This window comes from Mycobacterium sp., from assembly GCF_035640695.1.
Taxonomy (GTDB): domain Bacteria; phylum Actinomycetota; class Actinomycetes; order Mycobacteriales; family Mycobacteriaceae; genus Mycobacterium.
In genome coordinates, this window is record NZ_DASQVQ010000155.1 from 1 (window position 1) to 22,338 (window position 22,338).

The 22,338-nt window shown below is 69.8% G+C and carries 25 protein-coding genes; 5 read left to right on the top strand and 20 right to left on the bottom strand.

Annotated features, from left to right (window positions below):
- Positions 1 to 243, bottom strand: a 243-nt coding sequence (locus VE759_RS18605) for an NTP transferase domain-containing protein (RefSeq protein WP_324935159.1), incomplete at its 3' end; no start/stop codon positions are given.
- 351 nt (positions 244 to 594) lie between these two features.
- Between VE759_RS18605 and VE759_RS18610 the strand changes: the two genes are divergently transcribed.
- On the top strand, positions 595 to 972 hold the full coding sequence (locus tag VE759_RS18610) for an STAS domain-containing protein (protein ID WP_324935161.1): 378 nt from the start codon (positions 595 to 597) through the stop codon (positions 970 to 972).
- Here VE759_RS18610 and VE759_RS18615 read toward each other — a convergent pair.
- Entirely contained in the window at positions 943 to 1,665 is a 723-nt protein-coding gene (locus VE759_RS18615) for a SigB/SigF/SigG family RNA polymerase sigma factor (protein WP_324935163.1), read from the bottom strand. The two genes, VE759_RS18610 and VE759_RS18615, sit on opposite strands and share 30 nt — an antisense overlap.
- A 50-nt stretch (positions 1,666 to 1,715) precedes the next feature.
- On the bottom strand, positions 1,716 to 2,153 hold the full coding sequence (locus VE759_RS18620) for an ATP-binding protein (RefSeq protein WP_324935165.1): 438 nt from the start codon (positions 2,151 to 2,153) through the stop codon (positions 1,716 to 1,718).
- A gap of 345 nt (positions 2,154 to 2,498) precedes the next feature.
- Here VE759_RS18620 and VE759_RS18625 point away from each other — a divergent pair, with 345 nt between their 5' ends.
- On the top strand, positions 2,499 to 3,545 hold the full coding sequence (locus VE759_RS18625; protein ID WP_324935167.1) for a DNA topoisomerase IB: 1,047 nt from the start codon (positions 2,499 to 2,501) through the stop codon (positions 3,543 to 3,545).
- Here VE759_RS18625 and VE759_RS18630 read toward each other — a convergent pair.
- The 9 genes from VE759_RS18630 to VE759_RS18670 all read right to left on the bottom strand — a co-directional run bounded on the left by VE759_RS18630 (position 3,516) and on the right by VE759_RS18670 (position 13,698).
- Positions 3,516 to 4,823, bottom strand: coding sequence for a UDP-glucose/GDP-mannose dehydrogenase family protein (locus VE759_RS18630; RefSeq protein ID WP_324935169.1), 1,308 nt, complete (start codon positions 4,821 to 4,823; stop codon positions 3,516 to 3,518). The two genes, VE759_RS18625 and VE759_RS18630, sit on opposite strands and share 30 nt — an antisense overlap.
- On the bottom strand, positions 4,820 to 5,800 hold the full coding sequence (locus VE759_RS18635; protein WP_324935171.1) for a glycosyltransferase family 9 protein: 981 nt from the start codon (positions 5,798 to 5,800) through the stop codon (positions 4,820 to 4,822). Before VE759_RS18635 ends, VE759_RS18630 begins: the two co-directional genes overlap by 4 nt.
- Positions 5,791 to 6,486 (bottom strand): SDR family oxidoreductase, encoded by a 696-nt coding sequence (locus VE759_RS18640; protein ID WP_324935173.1) that lies wholly within the window; start codon positions 6,484 to 6,486, stop codon positions 5,791 to 5,793. The genes VE759_RS18635 and VE759_RS18640 overlap by 10 nt, the downstream gene beginning before the upstream one ends.
- A gap of 31 nt (positions 6,487 to 6,517) precedes the next feature.
- Positions 6,518 to 7,909 carry a PfkB family carbohydrate kinase gene (locus VE759_RS18645; protein ID WP_324935175.1) on the bottom strand — a complete coding sequence of 464 codons (1,392 nt, stop codon included), beginning with the start codon at positions 7,907 to 7,909 and terminating at the stop codon, positions 6,518 to 6,520.
- Positions 7,906 to 8,478, bottom strand: a complete 573-nt coding sequence (locus VE759_RS18650; RefSeq protein ID WP_414687952.1) for a D-sedoheptulose-7-phosphate isomerase — start codon at positions 8,476 to 8,478, stop codon at positions 7,906 to 7,908. The genes VE759_RS18645 and VE759_RS18650 overlap by 4 nt, the downstream gene beginning before the upstream one ends.
- Positions 8,475 to 9,500 carry a glycosyltransferase family 9 protein gene (locus VE759_RS18655; RefSeq protein ID WP_324935177.1) on the bottom strand — a complete coding sequence of 342 codons (1,026 nt, stop codon included), beginning with the start codon at positions 9,498 to 9,500 and terminating at the stop codon, positions 8,475 to 8,477. Before VE759_RS18655 ends, VE759_RS18650 begins: the two co-directional genes overlap by 4 nt.
- Positions 9,497 to 11,002 carry an HAD-IIIA family hydrolase gene (locus tag VE759_RS18660; RefSeq protein WP_324935179.1) on the bottom strand — a complete coding sequence of 502 codons (1,506 nt, stop codon included), beginning with the start codon at positions 11,000 to 11,002 and terminating at the stop codon, positions 9,497 to 9,499. The genes VE759_RS18655 and VE759_RS18660 overlap by 4 nt, the downstream gene beginning before the upstream one ends.
- A complete protein-coding gene (locus VE759_RS18665) occupies positions 10,999 to 12,639 on the bottom strand; it encodes a carbamoyltransferase family protein (RefSeq protein WP_324935181.1) in 1,641 nt (546 codons plus the stop codon). The genes VE759_RS18660 and VE759_RS18665 overlap by 4 nt, the downstream gene beginning before the upstream one ends.
- 66 nt (positions 12,640 to 12,705) lie before the next feature.
- The gene (locus VE759_RS18670; RefSeq protein ID WP_324935182.1) at positions 12,706 to 13,698 is read right to left on the bottom strand and encodes an NAD-dependent epimerase/dehydratase family protein; all 993 of its coding nucleotides are present in this window, start codon (positions 13,696 to 13,698) and stop codon (positions 12,706 to 12,708) included.
- 56 nt (positions 13,699 to 13,754) lie between these two features.
- Here VE759_RS18670 and VE759_RS18675 point away from each other — a divergent pair, with 56 nt between their 5' ends.
- Positions 13,755 to 14,654 carry a glycosyltransferase family 2 protein gene (locus VE759_RS18675; RefSeq protein WP_324935184.1) on the top strand — a complete coding sequence of 300 codons (900 nt, stop codon included), beginning with the start codon at positions 13,755 to 13,757 and terminating at the stop codon, positions 14,652 to 14,654.
- Here VE759_RS18675 and VE759_RS18680 read toward each other — a convergent pair.
- The 3 genes from VE759_RS18680 to VE759_RS18690 are packed head-to-tail and all read right to left on the bottom strand — an operon-like array spanning position 14,642 to position 18,439.
- The gene (locus VE759_RS18680; RefSeq protein WP_324935186.1) at positions 14,642 to 15,880 is read right to left on the bottom strand and encodes a glycosyltransferase; all 1,239 of its coding nucleotides are present in this window, start codon (positions 15,878 to 15,880) and stop codon (positions 14,642 to 14,644) included. The genes VE759_RS18675 and VE759_RS18680 overlap by 13 nt on opposite strands.
- Complete coding sequence (locus tag VE759_RS18685; protein ID WP_324935188.1) at positions 15,877 to 16,875, bottom strand: glycosyltransferase; 999 nt, start codon at positions 16,873 to 16,875, stop codon at positions 15,877 to 15,879. The genes VE759_RS18680 and VE759_RS18685 overlap by 4 nt, the downstream gene beginning before the upstream one ends.
- A 55-nt stretch (positions 16,876 to 16,930) precedes the next feature.
- Complete coding sequence (locus VE759_RS18690; protein WP_324935190.1) at positions 16,931 to 18,439, bottom strand: FAD-dependent oxidoreductase; 1,509 nt, start codon at positions 18,437 to 18,439, stop codon at positions 16,931 to 16,933.
- Between the two features lie 54 nt (positions 18,440 to 18,493).
- Here VE759_RS18690 and VE759_RS18695 point away from each other — a divergent pair, with 54 nt between their 5' ends.
- Both VE759_RS18695 and VE759_RS18700 read left to right on the top strand, forming a co-directional pair.
- On the top strand, positions 18,494 to 18,730 hold the full coding sequence (locus VE759_RS18695) for a hypothetical protein (protein WP_324935192.1): 237 nt from the start codon (positions 18,494 to 18,496) through the stop codon (positions 18,728 to 18,730).
- A gap of 276 nt (positions 18,731 to 19,006) precedes the next feature.
- Positions 19,007 to 19,252 (top strand): CsbD family protein, encoded by a 246-nt coding sequence (locus VE759_RS18700; RefSeq protein WP_324935205.1) that lies wholly within the window; start codon positions 19,007 to 19,009, stop codon positions 19,250 to 19,252.
- 111 nt (positions 19,253 to 19,363) lie between these two features.
- Here the strand turns inward: VE759_RS18700 and VE759_RS18705 are convergent, their stop codons facing one another.
- The 5 genes from VE759_RS18705 to VE759_RS18725 all read right to left on the bottom strand — a co-directional run bounded on the left by VE759_RS18705 (position 19,364) and on the right by VE759_RS18725 (position 22,230).
- Entirely contained in the window at positions 19,364 to 19,669 is a 306-nt protein-coding gene (locus VE759_RS18705; RefSeq protein ID WP_324935194.1) for a UsfY protein, read from the bottom strand.
- Between the two features lie 174 nt (positions 19,670 to 19,843).
- Positions 19,844 to 20,149 carry a protein UsfY gene (gene usfY / locus VE759_RS18710; protein ID WP_324935195.1) on the bottom strand — a complete coding sequence of 102 codons (306 nt, stop codon included), beginning with the start codon at positions 20,147 to 20,149 and terminating at the stop codon, positions 19,844 to 19,846.
- A gap of 132 nt (positions 20,150 to 20,281) precedes the next feature.
- Positions 20,282 to 20,653 (bottom strand): hypothetical protein, encoded by a 372-nt coding sequence (locus tag VE759_RS18715; protein WP_324935197.1) that lies wholly within the window; start codon positions 20,651 to 20,653, stop codon positions 20,282 to 20,284.
- 102 nt (positions 20,654 to 20,755) lie between these two features.
- Entirely contained in the window at positions 20,756 to 21,433 is a 678-nt protein-coding gene (locus VE759_RS18720) for a PAS and ANTAR domain-containing protein (protein ID WP_324935199.1), read from the bottom strand.
- Between the two features lie 107 nt (positions 21,434 to 21,540).
- Positions 21,541 to 22,230, bottom strand: coding sequence for a sensor domain-containing protein (locus tag VE759_RS18725; RefSeq protein WP_324935201.1), 690 nt, complete (start codon positions 22,228 to 22,230; stop codon positions 21,541 to 21,543).
- Between the last annotated feature and the right edge of the window lie 108 nt (positions 22,231 to 22,338).

Sequence of the window (22,338 nt, forward strand, 5' to 3'; positions counted from 1 at the left end):
CGCCCGCAGCGAGGCGGCCAGCCCGTCGGCCCATGCCGCGGCAACCACCGCTCGGGCCGGCGGCGGAACTTCGACCACCGCCGCGCCCAGCACGACCACGACGTCGTCACAACCCCCGGTGCTCAACGCAGTGACTGCGGCGCGGAGCCAAGCTCCTTGTGCGGCAAGCACTTTCGGCATCCCATAGCGCACGCCCGCGCCGGCGGCAAGCAATACGCCCGTCGCGCGAGCCGCCGTCGACATGCAAATAGTGTGTACCCGCCGCTTTGGCACACGATGGAAATGTGATGCTGGTGAGGTCTGAGAGGCGAGGTGGGCGGGCCGACCTGAGAGAAGCGTGAGATATGACAGGCCATCATCATTTTCTGTTGTATGGCCCAGGCCCCCGCGGTAGGCTTCCAGCAAGGTTGAGTTCACAGCCTGAGAGGGGAAGCGCCTAGGGCGCGCAGGATTGAGAACTCCCTGCTGTTTGCGCTGGGCGCGTTCCATCAGATTCACGACACATTCAACGATGGGGTCGTAATGACTGTTATTCACAATGCAAACAGGAACCCAACCTGCTCACAACCGCCCGCCCCGCTTGACTGCGAGGGCGTGCGACTTAGCACCCGAGATGACAACACCGCGACGGTCGTTGCCGCCATCGGTGAGATCGACGCGTCGAACATCGACCGGCTCACCGAATACGTCGGCAGGGCGGTCAGTGGAAACCGCCCACTGGTCCTTGACCTGAGCGGGCTGAGCTTCTTTGGTGCCCAGGGCATCCCGGCGCTGTTTTTGGTCAGCGAGCAGTGCGGCAAGGCCGGTATCGACTGGGCAGTCGTTGTCAGCCGTCCGGTGATGCGGCTGCTGCGCATCGGCGACAAGGACCATCGGCTGCCAACGGTCGGCTCGGTTTCGGAGGCGTTGAAACGCGTGACGACCCCAAGGCCGACGCGCCGGTTACTGCAGCTCGTCACGAAGTCGGGCTAGCGTCCGCGCCAGCAGGCGCGACACATGCATCTGCGAGATACCCACTCGGTCAGCGATCTGGCTCTGAGTGAGTGACTCGAAGAAGCGCAACACGACCACGGTGCGCTCCCGCTCCGGCAGCGCGTCCAGCAGCGGGCGCAGCGCCTCGTGGTTTTCGATGCGATCGAGGTTCGCGTCGTAGCTGCCCAGCGTTTCGGTGAGCGGCTGAGTCTCGTCGTTGCCGCCGCCGCCGCTGTCCATCGACAGGGTGTTGTAGCCGCTCCCGGCGATCAGCGCCTCGACGACTTCCTCGCGGTCCAGCTCGAGTTCGGCGGCCAGCTCCGACGGTGTCGGGGCGCGCCCGAGCCGCTGCGACATCTCCGCGGTCGCGCTGCCCAGTTGCAGGTGCAGCTCCTTGAGCCGGCGCGGCACTTTCACCGCCCAGCTGTTGTCGCGGAAGTGCCTGCGGACCTCGCCCATGATCGTCGGCACGGCGAACGACACGAAGTCGCTTCCGCACTCGACGTCGAATCGGTTCACCGCGTTGACCAGACCCAGCCGCGCCACTTGTGCGATGTCCTCGCGCGGCTCGCCGCGACCGTCGAACCGGTGGGCGATGTGCTCGGCCAACGGCATGCAGCGCCGCACGATCTGGTCGCGGGCGCGATCACGCTCGACGGAGTCGGCCGGATGGCTGAACATCTGCCGGAACATGTCCGGTACGTCGGCGTATTCAGAGCGTGTTCGCGGGGACGAACTCTCTTTCACCTGTCTGGTTCCAGCCGTCGTGCCGTCATCGTGATACGGAATACCCGGCCCTCGTCCGGCACCTCGACACCGTCGCGGGAGACCGCGACGTCGTCGGTGAGGGAACTGATCACATGCCAGCTGAACGTGCCCGGCCGCAGCACGTCCGGCCCGATGCAGCTGGCGGACGCGGTGATCACCAATTCGGTGGCATGGGGTTCGACCTTCACCTCCAGCATCGCGGCGGGCGCCGCGCTGCGGATCAGCCGCGTACACGCCTCGTCGACCGCCAACCGCAGATCCGCGATCGCATCGAGATCCAGATCTTCGAGGGTGGCCAGCGCGGTAACCAGGGTGCGGATCACGGCCAGGCTGTCCAGCTTCGCGGCGACGCTGAACACCACCTGTTGACCGAGCGGACGTGGCTTCGGGCTATCGCTTTGGGGCTCGGACATCTGGCCTCCCGGCAGGTTGGGCGAGAGATTACTCGTAGGGTTTGTCCGACCGGTCATTTCGCCCTCCGCCACGCATAGTTCGCCGCAAACCTGGGTACATACGTGCGGTGAATAACTCCGCACCGCCCGAGCCTAGCGCCCGCACTATGGCAACGCGCTGCGCAGCCGCGCCGTGGTGACGGGCACCGTTGTCCTGGTATTGGCGTTGCTGGCGGCATTCGTCTGTACCGGAGTGTTCGTCCTGGACCCTCAACTGCGGTGACATCTCCATCGATGCGCGGATACCCAATTCGTATCCGGGCATAACGCTGACGTTTGACGGTCCGTCATGAGAAAGGCACGCGGGTGAGGCTGCGCAGAAGCACCCCTGGTGGTCCCGGGTACCGGCGCAAGCGCCGTGGCCGCGGCTTTACTTACCTCGATCCGCACGGCGAGACGGTGCGCGATCCCGAGGTGCTGGGCCGCATCGAGGGGCTGGTGATCCCGCCGGCGTGGCGCAACGTCTGGATTTGTCCGTTTCCCAACGGCCACATCCAGGCCATCGGTACCGACGCGGCCGGCCGTCGCCAGTACCTCTACCACGAGCAGTGGCGGGCCGAGCGCGACGAAGAGAAGTACGACCGGGTGCTGAACCTCGCCGGCAGGCTGCGGGACTGGCGCGCCGAACTGCTCACCGAAATGCGCGGTCGCGGACTGGATCGCCGTCGAGTGCTGGCCGTGGCGCAGCACCTGATCGACTGCGGTTACTTTCGGGCCGGCGGCGAGGAGTACACACAGGAGAACGGCAGCTATGGGCTGGCGACACTGCTGCGCGAGCACGTCCGATTGCGCCCGGACTGTGTCCGATTCGACTACCCGGCGAAGAGCGGTGTGCGGCGCACGGTGTCAATCGAGGATCCGCTGGTGATCCGCGCCGTCCGGGCGCTGATGCGCGCCGACACCTCGATCCCCCGGCTGCTGGTGTACCGAAGCGCGGACGGCTGGTGCGAGGTCCGCGCCGACGACGTGCGAGCACGGTTCCGCGAGCTGGTCGGCGACGAGTTCAGCCTCAAGGACTTGCGCACCTGGCATGGCACCGTGCTGGCGGCCGGGGAATTCGCGACGGCACCCGAGCCGGTGTCGAAGACCGCGGTCAAGCGTGCCCAGGCGGCGGTGATGCGTGCGGTCGCAGAGGAATTGGGCAATACGCCCGCGGTCGCACGGGCCTCCTATGTCGATCCCCGGGTGGTGCTGGCCTACGAGCGGGGCGTCACGATCGCTCCGGCGCTGCGACAGGCCCAACGTCAGCGGACCCCGTGGGCGCGCCAGCATACGGTGGAGCGCGCCACCGCCCGGATGATCGCGCGCATCGAGCGCGAGCGGTCAGTATCCCGCCGCGGTTCCGTTGCCTAGGTAGCCCAGCTGCGAGTCGCCTACCAGATCGCGCGCCAACAAGTTTCGGGTGTCGACGACGACCGCGCCGGTGGCGGCGTCGCGCCCGATGGACGCCCAGTCCAGGTCGACGAACTCCGGCCATTCGGTGAGCACCAGGATCGCGTCGGCCTCCTTGGCGGCGACATACGGGTCGCCCGCGGTGGCCAGCGGCAGGCGGTCCCGGTCGATGCTGTCCAGCCGAGGATCGTACGCGGTGACCTGCGCGCCGAGCCCCTGCAGCTCGGCGCAGATCGCGACGGCGGGCGAATCACGGACGTCGCTGGTGCCTGCCTTGAAGGTCAACCCGAGCGCGGCGATCCTGACCTCACCGAGCGGACGGTTCAGCGTCCGGCGCAGGGTCGCGGCGATGCGCTGGACCTGTGCGGCGTTGGTGCGGCGAGCCGATTCCACCTCGGACAGCGCGATTCCGTGGGCATGCCCGGTGTGCACCAGCGTGGCGGTGTCCTTGGGCAGGCAGGAACCGCCCCAGCCGGGTCCGGGCGCCAGAAACTGGCGCCCGATCCGCTCGTCGGCGCCCATGCAGTTGGTCACGTCGCGGATGTCGGCACCGACATCCGCGCACAGCTGCGCCAGCGAGTTCACGTACGACAGCTTCACGGCCAGGAACGCGTTGCTGGCGTACTTGGCCAGCTCCGCGCTTTCCGGTGACATGCGCAGGATCTGGTCGGTGTCGCCGGCGTAGAGGCCGGCCACGGTTTCGGCGGCGCGCTGGGCTGCGGGCTCCTCGGTGGCGCCGATCACCACCCGGTCCGGGTGCTCGAAGTCGCAGATCGCGTGGCTTTCCCGTAGGAACTCGGGGTTGGAGACGGCATGGATGCCGCGGTTCGCCAAGTGCCGGCCGAGGCGACGGCAGGTGCCCACCGGCACGGTGGATTTGACGGCCACCACCGAGCCGGCAGCCAGCACCGCGACGAGCCCCGCTACCGCGGCCTCGACGGCACGCAGGTCGGCGCCGCCGTCGCCGTTGGTCGGCGTCGGCACACAGACGAACACCACATCGCGGTCGTGCAGGCAGCGGTATTCGCCGGCAAAGCGCAGCACCCCGTGGTCCAGGCCGCTGCACAGCAGCTCGTCCAGCCGGGGCTCGTCGATGACCGGCACGCCGTCGCACAGTTGCGCTACCCGCTCGGCGTCGCTGTCGACGCAGACGGTGTCGAAACCCTTGTGCGCCAGGCAGACCGCACTGGTCAACCCGACGTAGCCGGCGCCGACGACCCCGACCCGCACGCCGGTCATGCGCAGTCCGGCAGGAGCTGTCGGCAGGCCCTGAGTACGCGCGATGTGGTGATGAGCAGCAACCCGGGGTGCGGCTGGTCGCCGTGCGGGTCGCCGCGGTCGCCGGCCCACACGGTCAGATGCGGCCCGGCGCCGCGCGGTCCCCACCGGCTCGGCGGGGTCGGACCGAACAGCAGCACCGACGGAGTCCCGGTGGCGGTGGCGATGTGCCCCACCCCGGTGTCGCCGCAGATCAACAGTCGGCAGTCGGTGATCAGCGCGACCATGCCGAGAGCATCGAGTTGGCCTGCCAGCACGGCGGTTTCGTCAAGCCCGGCCCGTTCGGCGACCGACGTCGCGAGCGGCTGCTCGGCCGCCGATCCGGTGATCACCACCCGGCGCCCGGCGGCGCGCAACGCGGCTGCCACGGCGGCGAACCGATCGGCCGGCCACCGCCGTGACGGGTAGGCGGCCCCGGGGTGGACCACGACGACGCCTCGATGCTCCGGGTAGCCCTCGGGCCGTTCGAGTGCGAGGTCCTCTGGGTCGCAGTCGATGCGGGCCGCCCCCAGCAGGGCGCACCACCGGTCGACCTCGTGCAGCTCGTCGCGCCACGGCGGGCCGCCGAGTTGCGGATAACCCGGATTGCGATGGGTGATCATTGCCTTCGGTGCGCTGGTCAGCAGATCGCCGATGCTTTCCGGCCCGGTGCCGTGCAAATTGACCGCGAGGTCGGGGGGCGGCCGATCCCAGTGCAACTGCCCGAGACCGCTGGTGGGCAGTACCTCGTCGACCGCGCCGGAGAACAACGCCAGCGGGGCCAGGTCCGCACGAGTCGCCAGCACGATGTGTGCGCCGGGACAGGCGCGGCGCAGGCCGCGCAGCGCGGGAACCCCGGTGAGCAGGTCACCCAGGCCCAGCGCGCGCAGCACCAGCACCGTGGTTGCTGTGGTGTCCCTGGTTTTCCTGCCTGCCGGCGCAATTGGGCTCAGGGCCACGAGGATTCCTCCGACGAGCAGACCACCATCTCGCGGATCTCGGATCCCGTCGGCTGGCGGAGCGCGAAAACCACGGTCTCCGCGACATTGTCGGGGTCGTTGAGCTTGGCGTCCGGCGGGGGCTTGTACTTCTCCTCGCGACCGTCGAAGAACGGCGTCGTCATGCCGCCCGGGATCAGCAGCGTCACGCCGACCGTTCCAGCCAACTCGGCGGCCAGCGCCCGGGTGAACCCGACGACGCCGAACTTCGACGCGCAGTACGCGGTCGCGTCGCTGACCGCCTTGATGCCCAGCGTGGACGCGCACGTCACGATGCGACCGCCGGTGGACTTCAGGTACGGCAGCGTGGTCCGCACCACCGCGGCGGTGCCGAGCAGGTTGACGTGCAGCACCCGCTCCCAGTCCTTGGCGGGCACCTTGTCCAGCGGACCGCAGCTGTCGACGCCGGCGGGGGTGAACACGCCGTGCAGTTGCCCGTCGACCGAATCGGCCAGTTCGCGCACCGCCGCCTCGACGGTGGCGGTGTCGGCGAGGTCGGCCCAGGCGTAGGGCACCTCGTCGGCAGGCTTGGCGATATCGATCACCAGCGGGTTGCCGCCGTGCCGCCGCACGGCGCGCACCGCCGCGGCGCCGAGCCCGGATGCGCCGCCCGCGATCAGAACGTTGCCGAGAGTTGATTGCGTCATCTGTCGACCTTTCCGTATGTCGTTGTGCCACTTAGCGGGTGGCCGCGATGAGCTTTGACGAGGAATAGCCGGGCACGGTCGGCAACAGCACCACTTCGCCGCCGTGCCGGTGCACCACCTCGGCCTCCGGTAGCTCGACACCGGCGTAGTCGCCGCCCTTGACCCAGATGTCGGGGCGCAGCTGCTCCAGCGCCGCGGCGGGCGACGACTCACCGAACACCGCGACGCCGTCGACGCAGCCGAGCGCGGCCAGCACCCTGGCCCGGTCGGGTGCGGCGACAACCGGGCGGCCCGGGCCCTTGAGCCCGCGCACCGACTCGTCGGAATTGATCAGCACCACCAGGGCATCCCCGAGATCCCGTGCCTGCCGCAGCAGCCGGACGTGGCCGGTGTGCAGCAGGTCGAAGCAGCCGCCCGCGGCGACCAGGGTTCTGCCGCATCGGCGGACCCGGTCGGCCAGCTCCAGCACCGCCGGCATGCCGGTTACCGCGGTCGCGGTGGGGCGCAGGCCGAGATCGGCCCCGGGTATCGGCATCGCGCTCGACACGCCGGACGCGCCGCCGGCCGCGACGAACCGCGACGCCGCGTCGACCGCGGCGGCGGCGGCTTGCAGCGGTTCACCGCCGTCGGCCAGCGTGAGCGCGGCGGCGACCGCGAACCTGTCCCCGGCCCCGCAGGTGTCGGGGCGTCCCGCCCCCGCCGTGCCAGGCGCCGGTATGTGGTGTGCGGTGTGGTGTTCGTCCGCGTACAGCGCCCCCCGCGCACCGACGGTCACGCTGACGGCGCGAGCCCGCCATTGGCGTCGCAGTGTCACGGCCAGTTGGGCATGCGGTGTGCCCGGCGAAAAGTGCTGTGCCTCTGCTTGATTCGGCGTCGCCAGCGCGCAGTCTGGGATCGGCCGGGCACCCCGCGGATGCGGGTCCCACACCACCGGGATTTGTGGCGCGGCGTCGCTCAGCGCGCCGCGCAGCCCGGGATGGGCCGAGACGCCGTGCCCGTAGTCGGCGACGCAGATCGCGCCCGCGGACCGAAGCGCGTCGCGGACTTCCGGCGGCGGCGGGTCGTCGGCGGCCACGCCGTCGCCGTGATCGACGCGCACCACCGATTGGCCACCGGCGCGGATTCTGATCTTGCTGAGCGTGGTGCCGGTCAGCGGGATGGCGACCACCCGGATTTCGGCATGGTCGCCGGCGAACAGGCCGGCCAGGGCATGCCCGGCCGCATCGTTGGTGGTCGCGGTGATCAACACCACATCGGGGTGCACACGTGCGGCGAGCACGGCGGCAAGGCCGGCGCCGCCGGGGCGGTGCCAGATGCGGTGGGGCTGCACGACCGGCACCGGCGCTTCCGGGGACAATCGGCTCGCCGAGCCCTCGACATCAACGTCGAGCATCGAATCACCCACGATGACAAGTGGTTTCACACAACTCCTTCCGGACTCAGCAAAATCTCGTCGAGCGCGATGCACAGCGCGTGAATCAGCACGAGGTGCAACTCCTGAACGGTCGCGACGGAACCGGCCGCAACGCAGATCGCGTCGTCGCTGATCGCGGCCAGCGGGTTCGGTGCCGGTCCGGTGAGCGCCCAAGTGGTGACGCCCATTTCGTGCGCGGCCTTGACCGCGGCGAGCACGTTGCGGCTGGTGCCGCTGGTGGACAGCGCGACGAGCACGTCACCCGGCCTGCCGTGTGCGCGCACCCCGCGCGCAAACATTTCCTCGATGCCGTAGTCGTTGACGATCGCGGTGCTTGCCGAAGTGTCGGCGTGTAACGCAATGGCCGACAGCGGTTTTCGCTCGTCCTTAAAGCGTCCGACCAGTTCAGCCGTGAGGTGCTGCGCCTCGGCGGCGCTGCCACCGTTGCCGCAGGCCAACAGCCGGCCGCCGCCGTCGAACACCTCGGCCAGGTGTGCGGCCCACGTTTTCAGCATCGCGGCGCTGGGCCGGACCTGCGCGGCGGCGCGGACCAGCTCGGCGAAATGGTTCTCGATCATGCTGCACCTCGACTCTGAACTTCGGCGACCGCGGCCACGACGTCCGCGGCGGCGATGCCGTCCAGACAGGGATGGCCGGGAACGGGACATTGGCGGGCGCGGGTCAGCCGGCACGGCGCCCGCTGATCGCCGAGCAGCACCACGCGGGTCCCGTACGGACGCCATCGCTGCGCGGGCACGACCGGCGCGAACAACGACACCACCGGCGCCCCGACCGCCGCCGCGAGGTGCGCGGGCCCGGTGTTCGGGGCGACGACCGCGGCGGCGGTGCCGAACACCGCGGCCAACTGCGCCAGGGTGGTCCGTCCGCCAAGGTCGAGCCCGACGTCTCCGGCGACCGCCGCGGTCAGCTCGCGTTCCGCCGCACTGCCGGTGACGACGACGCGGTGGCCCGCGGCGGCCAGCGCGCGCACCATCTCGGCGGACTTCGCGGGCGACGGCTGACGCGCGGGCACCGCCGCCGCGGGATGGAACACCACATACGAGCCGACCGCCAGCGCGGCCGCGATGCCGGGCGGCAGCGGCGGCAGCGGGCGCAGCCGCAGCCGCCCGTCGTCGCCGATCGGCAGCCGCCACCCGGCCGCCTCGGCCAGCGACAGCGCACGCAACGGCTCCGGTATGTCGTCGTCGACGCGGTGGCGCAGGTCCAGCAGCGTGCCCGGGTAGTCCGCGCAGATCGCACCGATCCATTCGACGCCCGCCATCCGGCAGATCAGCGCCAGCGGAAGGGGCGACTGGTGAAAGGAGGTGAAGATCAACACCGAGTCGGGTTGCTCCGCGGCGATCGACTCGACCAGTTGCGCAACGCCGCCGGCGGTCAACGGGGGCGCGTCGAAGTCGACCCACGCGGCCGCCCACTCGATGACACGGTCGACGCCGGGCAGCAGCCTCGCCGCCGCACTTCCCCGCGGCCCGGCCAGGAAGACGACGCGGTCGTGGGCGGCGGCGGCGGCGCGAACCGCGGGGCCGGTGATCAGCACGTCTCCGGCACTGTCGAGGCGGGCGAGCAGCGCGGTGCTCATCGCGGACCCCCGAGCACCAGCGACACCGCCTCGTCCAGCGAGCCGGCCAGCTTTCCGGTGGCGCGGGCGTCGGCGATCTCCTCGCGGCGGGTCCGGCGGGTCGGAATGAGGATTGCCCTCGCACCGGCGGCCGTCGCGGCGCCGACGTCACCGCCGGTGTCGCCGATCACCACGCACCTGCCGGGATCCACGCCGAGCGCATCGGCCGCCGCGATCACCATGCCGGGAGCCGGCTTTCGGCACCGGCATCCGTCGCCGACGTCGTGCACGCAGATCTGCCAGTCGTCGAACGGCCCGAGCAACTCGTCGACCCGGGCATTGACCGCCGTCAACTGCTCGGGCGTGATCAGCCCCCTGGCCACACCGGACTGATTCGTCACGACCCCGACCAATAGACCATGTGCCCGTAGCGCTTTCAGGGCCGCGACTGCGCCGGCAATCGGGACCACGCCGTCGGGATCGTTGAGGAAAGGGCCGTCCGCAATCAGCGTGTCGTCGCGGTCGAACAGCACCGCCAACGGCGGTTCGGCTACCGCACGTCGGAAAAGCCATGTTCCGCATAGTCTTTGCGCCACTGCGACCGACGGGATCAGCGCGCTGCTGACGGCCATCGCGGTGATCTCGGTTCTGGTGCGGGGCCCCGGCGCGATCCGGCGTGCGGCGAAGTCGGCGGTCAGGCCCAGCCAGGACAGCAGCGCGGCGGCGGCGACGCGCCACCAGCCGATGACCGCCGCTGCCGCGGCCACCACGGCCGCCGCGGTGGTCAGCGCGTGCAGCCGCATCCGGCCGGCTCCCGCGCCGGCGTGTTCACGCCAGCACCGGCCGTGCTTGCGCCGCATCAGCGCGTCGTCGCGGTTACCCACTTGGGCGCGAACGCTGGTGATGGGCGACGGCCGACGGGCGGGCACCGGGTGGGTGGACCGCCGCGCGCCCTTGACGATCCGCCCGCCGGACCGGGTGATCCGCAACCCGATGTCGGCGTCCTCGCGGTAGGCCCGCGGAAAGCGTTCGTCGAAGCCGCCGCAAGCAACCAGCGCCGAGCGGCGGTATGCCATGTCGGCGGTGATCCACTGTGCGGTGGCCAATCCCAGCGTGCGCCGTTCATCGTCGGTGGGCCGCCGGCCGCACGGCTGCGGCACGACGATGCGCGCCTGGACACCCGCCACCGAGGAGTCGGCGGCGTCCAGGTCGGCGGCCACCTTGGCGCGCCAGTCGACGTCGGGGACGACGTCGTCGTCGATGAAGCAGATCCATTCCGCAGATGTGCTGCGCCATCCGGTGTTTCGTGCCGCCGCCGGACCCCGGCCGCCGGACCGCACGACCTTCACCGGCAGGCCCATCGGGGGAAGCTCCAGCGGCGCGGGGACCGGCCGGTCGTCGACGACGATCACCGCGGCGGGCGGCGGGCCGGCTCCAGTGTCCAGCGCAGTCAACAACCGGCCGAGAGACGCTCGGCCGATTGTCGGGATCACCACCGCGAAGTCGGTCGGGCAAGCGCTCATTGGTGGTGCCGCCGAATGAGGTACGGGCCCATGGCAAGCACGTCGATCGGCGCGGCGCCAAAGCACTCCAGCGCATCGTGCGGGCTGTCGACCATCGGACGGCCCGCGGTGTTGAAGCTGGTGTTGACCACCACCGGCACGCCGGTGCGGGCGGCGAAGTTGTCGATCATGCGGTGCAGCACCGGATTGCCGGTGTCCACGGTCTGAATCCGTGCGGTGCCGTCGACGTGGGTGACGGCCGGAATCCGGGGCCGCCAGCGGTCGGCGACGTCATGGACGAACAGCATGTACGGGCTGGGAATCGGTCCGCCGGAAAAGATCTCGGCCGCGCACTCGGCCAGCACCATCGGGGCGACCGGCCGGAACTGCTCGCGGCCCTTGATGTTGTTGAGTCGTTCCACGTTGCCCGCGTGGCGGGGGTCGGCCAGCAGCGACCGGTTGCCCAGGGCACGCGGACCATACTCGGCGCGGCCGTGGAACCATCCGACGACCTCGTCGGCCGCCAGCGCGTCGGCCACCGCGACGGCGATGTCGGCTGGCCGCTGGTAGTGCACGTCGGCGGCGTCGAGGATGGCGGCCAGCTCGTCGTCGGACCAACCGCGGCCAAGCGAAGCCGACGGCATCGGGGCGAGGGGCTCGTTGTGCTCGGCCGCCACGGCCAGCGCCGCGCCGAGCGCGGTGCCCGCGTCGCCGGAGGCCGGCTGCACCCAGATGTCGGCGAAGTCGCTGTCGCGGTAGAGCCGGGTGTTGGCAACGCAGTTCAGTGCGACGCCCCCGGCCAGGCACAATGTGCCCGAGCTGGTGCGCCGGTGCAGCCACAGCACGAGGTCGAGCAGCACCTCCTCAAGCACGCGCTGCACGCTGCAGGCCAGGTCGGCGTGCGCCGGGTCGAGGCCCGTCTCCCGCGGGTCGCGTGGCGGAGTGAACTCGGTCCAGTTCACCGGCTCGGTGCGGAACGTCCCGTCGCCGCAGAAGTACACCAGCTCTCGCAGCCGCTCGGCGAGGACCGGCCGCCCGTAGGACGCCATCGCCATCACCTTGTACTCGTCGCTGGAGCGCCGAAACCCGAGATGCTCGGTCAGGCTTTCGTAGAGCAGCCCCAGCGAGTGCGGAAGATGCTGCGCGGCAAGGATGTCCAGCTTGCCCTCGCGGTACTCGCCGGCCAGCATCGAGGTCGTCTCACCGCGTCCGTCGACCACCAGCACCGCGCTGTCGGGTTGCGGCGAGGCCAGCGACGCCGACGCGGCGTGCGCGACGTGGTGGCGGACATGGCGGACGATGCCGGGGTCGAGCCCGGGCAGCGCGGTGGCGAGAAACTGCGGCGCACGGCGCGCATACAGGGTGCGCAGGTATTCCCAGTCGCGGTCCTGGCCGTCAACCGGGCCGGTGGGGGGCGCGGCGAGCGCCGGATCGTAGGAGTAACCGACGGCGTCGAGATCCGCCGCGGTGATGCCGGCCTGCTGCAGGCACCATTTCGCCGACTGCGTCGGCAGCTCCCACGTCGAGAACGGCACCGCCTGCTTGCCGTGCTTGCGCCGGGAAAACCGCTCCTCTTCGGCCGCCGCGACGATTTGCCCGTCCACGACAAGCGCGGCGGCCGGGTCATGGAAGACGGCATTGACGCCCAGCACGCGCACGACACTGCCCTCCTATAGACCGTGGTGGTTAGTCCCCCAAAGGCCAGTTACCCACGCCGGAGGCGGTTAAACCGAACCGGCGACGCGCGGGGCCCGGGGCGGGCCGGCGATCACCTCATCGCGGAACCAACGCACGGTGTCGGCCAGGCCCTGCTCCGGCGGCACCATCGGCTGCCAGCCCAGCCGGTCGCGGGCCAGCCGGATGTCGGGGCACCGCCGCTGCGGATCGTCCTGTGCCGCAGGAACGTAATGGATCGGCGATGTGCTCTCGGCTATGTCGCGGATCAGCTCGGCGACGGACAGCACGGTCAGCTCGTGTGGGTTGCCGATGTTGACCGGGCCGGTGATGTCGGAGTCGGCCAGCGCGATCAACGCGGCCACGGTGTCGTCGACGTGACACAGCGAACGGGTCTGCCGGCCGCTGCCGGCCACGGTGATCGGCTCGTTGCGAAGCGCCTGCCGGCAGAATGTCGGCACCATCCGGCCGTCGTGGACGCGCATCCGCGGGCCGTACGTGTTGAAGATCCGCGCCACCGCGACGTCGCGGTCGCCGACCCGGTGGTGGGCGAACACCAACGCCTCGGCGAACCGCTTAGCCTCGTCGTAGACACTGCGCGGGCCGATGGGGTTGACGTTGCCCCAATAGGTTTCGCGTTGCGGGTGCTCGAGCGGATCACCGTACACCTCACTGGTGGACGCCAGCACGAAGCGCGCGCCGCTGCGCTCGGCGAGGTCGAGGGCAACCGACGTGCCGTGTGCGCCGACCCGCAGGGTCTGCACCGGCAGCCGCAGATAATCGGGCGGCGAGGCCGGCGAGGCCAGGTGGAACACCACGTCGAACGGCCCTTGCAGCCGCGGGTCGTCGGGGGTTTCGGTGATGTCGTGCTCGACGAACTGGAAACCCGGGTGATCGACCGGCACCGCGGAGTTGACCGGTGCGCTGGTGGACAGGTCGTCGACGCAGACCACGTGGGAGCCCGCGGCGAGCAGACGTTCGCACAGGTGGGTGCCGATGAAGCCGGCTCCCCCGGTGACCAGGACGCGATGCGGCTGACGCATCCGCTGCGAATACCCCCGCTGTTTGCGGACCAAACTATCGGGGTAGATCGCCGATCGTGGACCTCGCCGCGCCGCGCACATCGTTTGTGATCGCCACCCGCGACCGTGCCGACGAACTCTCCGGCACCCTGGTCCGGCTGCTGCAGACAACGCGCTGCCCGATGGTGGTGGTGGACAACGACTCTCGCGATGCCAGCCGCGACGTCACGATCTCGGTCGCGCAGTCGCATCCGCAGGGCCGGCGGATCAAGCTGGTCGCGCTGCGCCGCAATCGCGGAGCGGTGGCCCGCAACGTCGGGGTGGCGGCGTGTGACACCCCGTTCGTTGCTTTCTGCGACGACGACTCGTGGTGGCAGCCGGACGCCACCCGCATCGGTGCGGAGTTGTTCGACCGGCACCCGAGTGTGGCGTTGTTGGCGGCGCAGACCGTGGTGTGGCCGCAGGGCCGGCGCGACCCGTTCTGCGAGCAGCTGGCCAACAGCGCGCTCGGGCATGCTCCCGGCTTGCCCGGCCCGTCGGTGCTCGGGTTCCAGTCGTGCTCGGCAATGGTGCGCAGGTCCGCGTTTCTGGCCGTCGGTGGCTTCAGCGCGGTGCTGCACTTCCGCGGCGAGGAACAACTGCTGGCCCTTGACCTTGCCGCGGCGGGCTGGGACCTGTGCTACTGCCCCAATCTGGTGGCGTTCCACCGGCCGTCACCGCGGCGGGCAACTCCTCCGGTACAGCGGGCCCGGGTGCTGCGCAACGACTTTCTCACCTCGTGCATGCGCCGACCGCCGCGGGCCTGCGTGTCGACGTCGGGTGAATTGCTGCGGGCGGCGGTGCGTGACGCGGCACACGCCAAGGCGGCGGCCGAGGCCCTGATCAGGCTGCCGGCGGCGCTGCGCAACCGCCGGCGGCTGGCCCCGGAGCTGGAGCGGAAGGTCCGGTTGCTGGAGGCGGCGGCTCAGCCCGACTGACGCCCACGGGGGCGCACCGCCGCGGGTTCGTCGGTCGGTACCACGCGCTGATACACCTTGAGCGTGTCGGCGGCGATGCGGTCCCAGGAGTAGCGCGACTCCGCGCGGCGGCGGCCGGCCGCGCCCCAGCGCGCCAGCCGGTCGCGATCACTGAGCATCGCGTTGATCGCCGCCGCGCAGGCGTGCGGGTCCCGCGGCGGCACGTGCAAGCCGGTGACGCCGTCGACCACGGTGTCGAGCATGCCGCCGACCGCGGCGGCCAGCACCGGCACGCCACATGCCATCGCCTCAACCGGGACGATGCCGAACGGCTCATACCACGGCGTGCAGGCGACCACGTCGGCCGACCGCAAAACGGCGGGCATCTGGGTGCGCGGCACCGAACCGCACAACCGCACCCGGTCGGCCACGCCGAGGCCGGCGGCCAGCGCCGACAGCCGCACCGCCTCCGGGTCGCGGTGCAACTCGCTGACCTCGGGGCCGCCGACGATGAGGAGCTCGGCGTCCGGGATCGCGGTCATGGCGCGGATCATGATGTCGTATCCCTTGCGCGGGACGAATCGTCCGACGGAAAGAATCCTCGGCCTGCCCGAGCGGGTGCGGTTGGGCCGGGCCCGCGGACCGTGGGGCTGGAACCGTTTCAGATCGACACCGCACGGCACCACCGACACCCGGGACCGGGCCCGGCCCAACCGCACCAGCTCGAATACCTCGTCGGTGCACGTCGCGGTCACCCAGTCGATCGAGCGCGCCAGCCTCTGCTCCAGCTTCAGTCTGGCCGGTGGGCTGGTGTCCTGCGCGCCCTGATGGCGCCGCTTCACCACGCCGAGCGCGTGGAAGGTCTGCACCGCGGGAATGCGGCAGCGGGTGGCCGCGCGCTGGGTGGCCAGGCCCGACATCCAGAAGTGGGCGTGCGCGACGTCGGGTCGCTGCGCTCGCCACTGGTCGGTCAGGTAATCGCCAAAGGCCGGCATGTGCTCGAGCAGCTCGTCCTTCGGCACGTTGACCGGCGGACCGACCGGCACATGCACAACGGTGTAGCCGTCGGGGGTAAGCACCCGCTCGGGCAGGTCGGCGTCGTCGCGCCGGGTGTACACCAGCACCTCGTGGCCGCGGCGGGCCATCGCCTTGGACAGCTCGGCGACGTGCACGTTCTGACCGCCGGCGTCGACGCCGCCCAGCACCGCCAGCGGACTGGCGTGTTCGGAGACCATCGCGACTCTCATGCCGGTTCCTTTCTTGCCGCGGTGGTGCCCGTGAGGCACGCGATCAGCTCATCCCAGTCACGCAGGAATCTCGCCAGGCCGAAGTGCTGCAACGCGAACTGCCGCGCCGCCTTGCCCGCCGCCCGCGCCGCTTCGGGCTCGTTGACGAACAGCTTCAGCGCGCCGGCCAGCGTGTCGATGTCCGCGCTGACCACACCGGCCTGGCCGGGCACCACCAGCGGCGCCATCGTGGCGGCGACCGCGACGACCGGCAGGCCCAGGTGCATGGCCTCCAGCAGCGACAGCCCCAGCGACGTCCACCGCGCGGTGTGCAGGTAGACACGCCGCCGGGCCACCTCGTGATGCAGCGCCGGCGGCAGCACGTCGCCGCGGCCGCACACGTTGGCGAATCCCGGCCGGTTGAGGTCGAGCGTGCCCATCCCCCACACGTCGAGCCGCACCTCGGCGGCCAACCGGGCGAGCAGGTCGGTGCCGACGACGCGGCCGCGGCGCAGCGGCTCGTTGATCATCGCGGCCGCGGCGGCCAGCTCGCCGGTGTACAACTCGCCGGGGTCGGCGATGCCGTGGCTGATGACCGTGGTCGGCGCGGATCCGTTGTCCCACATCAACCGGTTGAAGTCGGTGACGTGCACGAGCGTGATGTCGCCGCGGTCGGCGACCGGGTGCCTGCTGTCGGTCGGCGACGGCCGCGGCGCATTGTGTTCGACGTAGACAGCCGGGACGTCGGTCCCCGGTCGCCGGCCCAGCCACGCGGTCAGCAGCTCAAGCTCGTGGGGCCGCTGCAGCACCGCAACGTCGATCGGCTCGTCGGCGAGCCGCTCGGCGGGGATCTCCTCGGCGCGCGGCCAGTTCCGGCCGCACAATCCGCGCCCGTTCGCGTCCCTGGCGGCGTTGACGGGCACGACATAGCGATGAGGACCGTGCACGAAGGCCTCGGTCCACGACCCGTGCACGTGCCAGAGCAAAACCGTGCGCACCGGTGCTGAAGTCGGCATACGAAAAGTGCTTCCCGCACACTTTGGCCACCAAACCTGCGCCGTCGCCGCGGACCTACCGCGAGGTGGTCAGGCCGGTGGCGGCCGGGCCCTCCAGCAACGTGCCGTCGGGCGCAAACCTCGACCCGTGCAGCGGGCACTCCCACGCCTTGTCGGCGTCGTTCCAGTTCACGACGCCGCCGAGATGCGGGCAGACCGGCGACACCCGGTGCTCCTTGCCGTCGACGACGCAGCGGGCCTGCAGATTCCATGGCGGGCCGCTGACGACGCCACCGTCGCGCTCGGGAGTCGGATGGCCCGGCCGGAGCGCCGGCGTGACCCAGCCCTTGGCCATCTGGTAGCCGACCTCGAGGTTGGCCTGCAATGCGCTGGTGATGCCGGACAGCTCGTGGCGGCTCCAGCTCGCGAACGCGGTGGCCCAGTCCATCCTGCCGCCGAGGATGCGGCTGGACAACGCCAGCGCCGCCGCGGTGCCGTTGGTCATCCCCCACTTGTCGAAACCCGTTGCCACATGGATGTTTTCGTTGTTCGGCAGGATCGGCCCGACATAGGGCAGGCCGTCGATCGGGGTGTAGTCCTGTGCGGACCAGTAATGGGTTTGCGCCGCCCCCGGATAATGGATGCGGGCCCACGACGACAACTCCTGCACCGCGGCCGCCGGATGCTTTGCGCGACCGACGGGGTGGCCAGCACCGCCGACGATCAGCAGCTCACCGTCGCCGACCGGCGCATACCGCACCGAGCGGGTCGGCGAGTCCGACGAGATCATCATCGGCCGGGTGATGTTGCCGGGCACCTTGAAGGCGAGACAATACGACCGGGTGGGCTTCACCCGCGCGAAGTATCCGCCCCGGTCGAGGATCGGAATGCCGGTGGCGAGCACGCATTGCTGGGCATCGACCTGGCCTTCGGCGCCGTTACCGAGGTTGACGTGCAACCGCAACCCGTTGCGGTGGCCGGACACGCCACGCACCCGGACACCCGGCACGAACCGGCCGCCGTGCCCGTCGAGTTGGCGAATCATGCTGTCCAGAAAAGGCATTGGATCGAACTGGGCTTGGTTGGGCAACACCACGCCGCCGTGATACGGAAACGGCACGTCGGCGTCGTCAACCCAGTCGGCGTCCAGGCCGGCGGCCCGGCAGGCGGCAAGCTCGGCACGCGCGGACGGCACACCCCCGGCCGACTGCGCATACGTGTACGCGTCTTCGCGCTGCACCGGCACGCCGTGCTCGCTGCACTCACGCAGCAGCCAGGCCTGGCCCTCGCGGTTGCCGTCGACGTAGGCACGCGCAACTTTCGGCCCGTGCTTGGCGAGGATCTTCGACAGCTTGGTGCCCTGCAGCAGGCTGATCTTTGCCGTCGTGTTACCCGTCGCGCAGGCGCCGGCGGTGCGCGCCTCGAGCACAAGCACGTCACGTCCGGCCCGCGCCAGCAAGACCGCGGTGACCAGACCGGTGATCCCGGCCCCGACCACAACCACATCGGCGGACCGACCGCCGTCGTCCAGGCTGCTTGGCGCCCAAGGCGGTTGCGTTCTGTCGGCTAACCACAGTGAAGTCATGACCTCCCTGATACCCGCCGCCGGACAGACAAAACGCCGGGGTACGGTCGACGTGTGACAAGTGGCCGTGAAACAGATGAACCCATCGACGATCAGGTGCCAGTCGCAGACGCCGTCGAGCAGCGGCGCCCAGTCGGAGAAACGCAGGAACTGAGCGAGGATTTCCAGCCGACCGAAGTGAGCGAGCTCGCCGCGGGTGCGGAGGCGCCCGACGAGGCCAACCCGGCGGACTGGCAGGAACAGCTGACCAGCGCCGAGACCGACATGGACTGGGACGCCGACGTCGACTGACGCCGTGTCCTTCGCCGTCGTCGTTCGTGAGTGTCACTCTGCTGCACCCGAATTGGGGTGGAACCCATCGGGTGGGCCGGGGCTGTGGTGTGGGATCGGGGGTGGCGCGTGTCACATCTGATTGAGTCGTTTGCGTAGCAGTCCCATGTTTACGCCCCCAGGGCGGCGGGCATCCTGTAGCCGCGGAGGGGAATCAAGCACGGAAAACAGCCGTCACCCCGCTCGCACGCGAGCGACAAGCTCATGCCGAAGTACGCCACCAACGAGGAGGAATTCATGGCGGAGCAGGACAAGAGCGGACCTAAGGAAGCCGTCAGCGGCGTCGTCGAAGACGCCAAGGGCAAGGCGAAGGAAGCCGTTGGGACCGTGACCGGCCGCGACGACCTCGTCCGTGAGGGCAAGGCCCAGCAGGACAAGGCCGAGGCGGAGCGCGACGCCGCCAGGGAAGAGGCCAAGGCAGAGGCGTCCCGCGGCGGCGCCAGGGCTGCCGAGGAGAAGCAGAAGCAAGAGCAGAAGCGGTAAACAGCCCGGTTGAAGATGGGCCCGGTCCGATTGGACTGGGCCCATCGCCGCTTGTTTGATGTTCTCCTGGTTCTTCTGGGTTCTTCTGGGTTCTTCTGGGTCTGGAAGGCGTCAGATACCGGCGTTGCCGGTGCGCGTCGAATCCGCCGGCGAGCGCTGCGCCAGCCGCGCCACGCGGCGCCGCTCCATGAACACCCATACCGAGCCAACGGCCGCGGCCAGTATCGCGATCACACCGGCCGTGATCGTCCAGCCCTGGTAGCCCATCGCGGCCGCGGCCAGGCACACCATCAGCGCCAGCACCGCCGCGCCCATCAGCGCATAGCCGGGCAGTCCGCGGGTGTCCTTCATCGCCACACCGGCCCGCGGCTGGTGGGTGCGCGCGACATCCGTTGGATCATGTTGCGGGTCTGTCATCGGGTCTCCCTGGTGTGATGTCCGTGTTGTGGTCGAGCGTTTCGGCGACAACGTCGAGCGTTTCGGCGACAACCATGAACGCCTACCCGTCGACGGGCATGACAAAACTGTCCGCGGGGGCGGGCCTGCGGGGGCGGGCCTGCGGCACCGGTATGTGGCTACGCGGGTAGGTGGCTACGCGGCGCGCTGTCGGGTGTCGGGATGTTCGGCGAACCACCGCTCCTCGATGCGCAGCACGCGGCGACGCTCGATGATCAGCCACACCGCGCCGGCGAGCGTCGCGACCGCCGCGACGAGCGAGGTGGTGGCGATGAACTCGTGGTGTCGGTACGCGGCCGCCGCCACGGTCGCGATCATGCCGAGAACCCCCACGACCACCAGGGCCAGGCCGGGCCAGTAGAGGTTGTCTTTCATCGTGATGCCGGCGTGGGCTTGGGTGGTCCGGGAGTGATCGCACGGATCTCGATGAGTGTCACCCATCGCATCTCCCTCCGTTGTCGGACGAGATAGGAAAAATGCTACTCATTGCGGCCGCCGGTGGGAACGACGAAATTGGTCCTGACCTGCAAATCCACGGCCGGATGCGGAGCGCTCGGGCGACCAAGCAGCGGCTTAGAGCAACGCCCGCGGCACGGTCATCGTCAGCACGACCAGCATCAGCGCCAGCAAAAACCAGCCCGCGCCCTGCCAGATCCACCACCGGCCGCCGGCGCGCCAGACCTGGATGGTGCGGACAAAGGCCCACACCCCACCGAGCAACAGGATCAGTGACGGACCGATGGCGACGAAATTGCGTTGCAGCGCACTGCATTTCGACAGTACGTGGTCGCCGCCGCCGGACTTGCACCCGCTCACCCACCACAACGCCAGGCCCAACACCACCAACGCGACGACGACCACGACCGCCGCGAAGCGGGCGGCGGCGCGGAAGATCCGGCCGCCCTCGGCGCTGTCGGAGCCCGACGACATCGTCGGTGTGTTCACGGCTTACCCGACGGCAGTCGGATCCCGGTCATTGGCGTCATGGCGGCAAGTGTCACAGATTGCCATAGCCCCGAGGTTCCCGGCCCGGCACGCGGACAAACGTCACTGTTCGATCCGCTCGTGCGCGGTCAGCAGCAGCCGGTCGTATTCCGATCGAGCCGGCAGCGGGTCGTTGTAATCAAGGGCGAGAAAGTCGGTGGTGATCTGCTCGGCGAGCAGCCGCAGCTTGACGTTGGTCTCCTGGGATCGCCATTTGAGCAGCTCAAACGCCGATTCGGCGTTGATCCGGTAGACCAGCATCAGCATGCCCTTGGCCTGCTCGATGACACCGCGGCTCTCGGCGATCTCGGCGACCGCCTCGGTGACCATCTCCTGCGTCTCGTTCATCATCGGCGTCACGTCCACGTAGAAACCGTGCGTGCCGATCACCGCGCCGTCCTCGTCGTAGAGTTGGTCCCCGACGACCACCACATGGTGCACCCGACCCTGCACGTCGATGATGCGGTGCCGGGTACTGAACCCCTGAGACGTGCGCCGGATCTGGTCCAGCGTCGCGGCGACCTTGACGTAGTCGTCCGGATGCTTGTGCGACAGCACCAATTCCGTGGTTGGTACAACCGCGCCGGGTTCGTAGCCGTGCATGCGCTGCACCTGCGGGGACCATTCCCAGCGCTCATCGGCGAAATAGAACCGAAACCAGCCGACCCGCTGCGGTTCACCGCCGGCCAGAGCCCGCTCGACGTGGGAGTTTTCGAGCTCAGAGGCGGGCTCCTGCGGCATGCCAGCAGATTAGCCTGTTCGGCTGATAGGAGGCGTTGCGCAGCGCAAACTGTTCGCCGTGCGGACAACTCGGGGTTCGCGGCGCGGACGTTCGCCGTGCGGACATTTCAGCGAGATCGGTTAGGCGACGAAAGATCCCATACCACCGCCGACATGCGGTCGACGATCGTCTGGGCATTCTGGGCGCTCGTCGGATCGCTTTGGCACACCATCGCCTCAACGACCACGTTGCTGCGGACACGACCATCGCCGGCGCACACCCATTGCCACGGCACGTCGGTCTCCGTCTTGTTCCATCGCACACCGTCGGGGGTGAGGCCGTCGATCCCGAACTTCCAGTACGCCTGGTCGTTGACGCGCCTGCCGTTGCAGGCGTCCAGGTTCGCGGTCGCCGCGCCGAATTGCTTTGCGGCCGTTTGCCCGTCGGCGTAGACGGCGACGGATTGCGCGACGACATGGCGATGCTGGTCGGCTGCGTCGTCGGACAGCGCGATCACACGCAACGCCGCGTAATTGCCGCCGACGAAGGCATCGGTACCGACCACACCCAGCGCTGCGCAGGGACCAGCTGGGCCGCCGCCCACGGGTCGCTTCTGATCCAATCGCGGCCGGATCGGGGCCCCGACAATGTCGACGAGCTGCTGGGGCGCCACCACGATGGCGTCGATGTCGGTGGTCACGATCGTCTTGCCAGCGTGGGCCGGGTTCGCTTTCGCGTGGCCACCGGTGCTGCGAGTGCATCCGGTCGCCAGTGCGGCAATCAGCGCCACGGTCAGGACGAACAAGCCAAGCCGCATGGCGGCATCCTACGGGCGTCGGCGACCGGTGATTCGGCGCTGGGTGTCGCTTGGGGTCGCTTCGGCGCCGAGGCCGACGCTTTGGCGAGAAAGTGCGAGTGGCGGCCT

What these genes read in the sequence shown, in the direction of transcription:
- VE759_RS18685 (WP_324935188.1), bottom strand. Translation starts at nt 16,875, where the DNA reads ATGCCGACTTCAGCACCGGTGCGCACGGTTTTGCTCTGGCACGTGCAC.
- VE759_RS18620 (WP_324935165.1), bottom strand. Translation starts at nt 2,153, where the DNA reads ATGTCCGAGCCCCAAAGCGATAGCCCGAAGCCACGTCCGCTCGGTCAA.
- usfY (WP_324935195.1), bottom strand. Translation starts at nt 20,149, where the DNA reads ATGGGTGACACTCATCGAGATCCGTGCGATCACTCCCGGACCACCCAA.
- VE759_RS18670 (WP_324935182.1), bottom strand. Translation starts at nt 13,698, where the DNA reads ATGCGTCAGCCGCATCGCGTCCTGGTCACCGGGGGAGCCGGCTTCATC.
- VE759_RS18705 (WP_324935194.1), bottom strand. Translation starts at nt 19,669, where the DNA reads ATGACAGACCCGCAACATGATCCAACGGATGTCGCGCGCACCCACCAG.
- VE759_RS18700 (WP_324935205.1), top strand. Translation starts at nt 19,007, where the DNA reads ATGGCGGAGCAGGACAAGAGCGGACCTAAGGAAGCCGTCAGCGGCGTC.
- VE759_RS18660 (WP_324935179.1), bottom strand. Translation starts at nt 11,002, where the DNA reads ATGAGCGCTTGCCCGACCGACTTCGCGGTGGTGATCCCGACAATCGGC.
- VE759_RS18725 (WP_324935201.1), bottom strand. Translation starts at nt 22,230, where the DNA reads ATGCGGCTTGGCTTGTTCGTCCTGACCGTGGCGCTGATTGCCGCACTG.
- VE759_RS18720 (WP_324935199.1), bottom strand. Translation starts at nt 21,433, where the DNA reads ATGCCGCAGGAGCCCGCCTCTGAGCTCGAAAACTCCCACGTCGAGCGG.
- VE759_RS18640 (WP_324935173.1), bottom strand. Translation starts at nt 6,486, where the DNA reads ATGACGCAATCAACTCTCGGCAACGTTCTGATCGCGGGCGGCGCATCC.
- VE759_RS18630 (WP_324935169.1), bottom strand. Translation starts at nt 4,823, where the DNA reads ATGACCGGCGTGCGGGTCGGGGTCGTCGGCGCCGGCTACGTCGGGTTG.
- VE759_RS18680 (WP_324935186.1), bottom strand. Translation starts at nt 15,880, where the DNA reads ATGAGAGTCGCGATGGTCTCCGAACACGCCAGTCCGCTGGCGGTGCTG.
- VE759_RS18655 (WP_324935177.1), bottom strand. Translation starts at nt 9,500, where the DNA reads ATGAGCACCGCGCTGCTCGCCCGCCTCGACAGTGCCGGAGACGTGCTG.
- VE759_RS18690 (WP_324935190.1), bottom strand. Translation starts at nt 18,439, where the DNA reads ATGACTTCACTGTGGTTAGCCGACAGAACGCAACCGCCTTGGGCGCCA.
- VE759_RS18650 (WP_414687952.1), bottom strand. Translation starts at nt 8,478, where the DNA reads ATGATCGAGAACCATTTCGCCGAGCTGGTCCGCGCCGCCGCGCAGGTC.
- VE759_RS18615 (WP_324935163.1), bottom strand. Translation starts at nt 1,665, where the DNA reads ATGTTCCGGCAGATGTTCAGCCATCCGGCCGACTCCGTCGAGCGTGAT.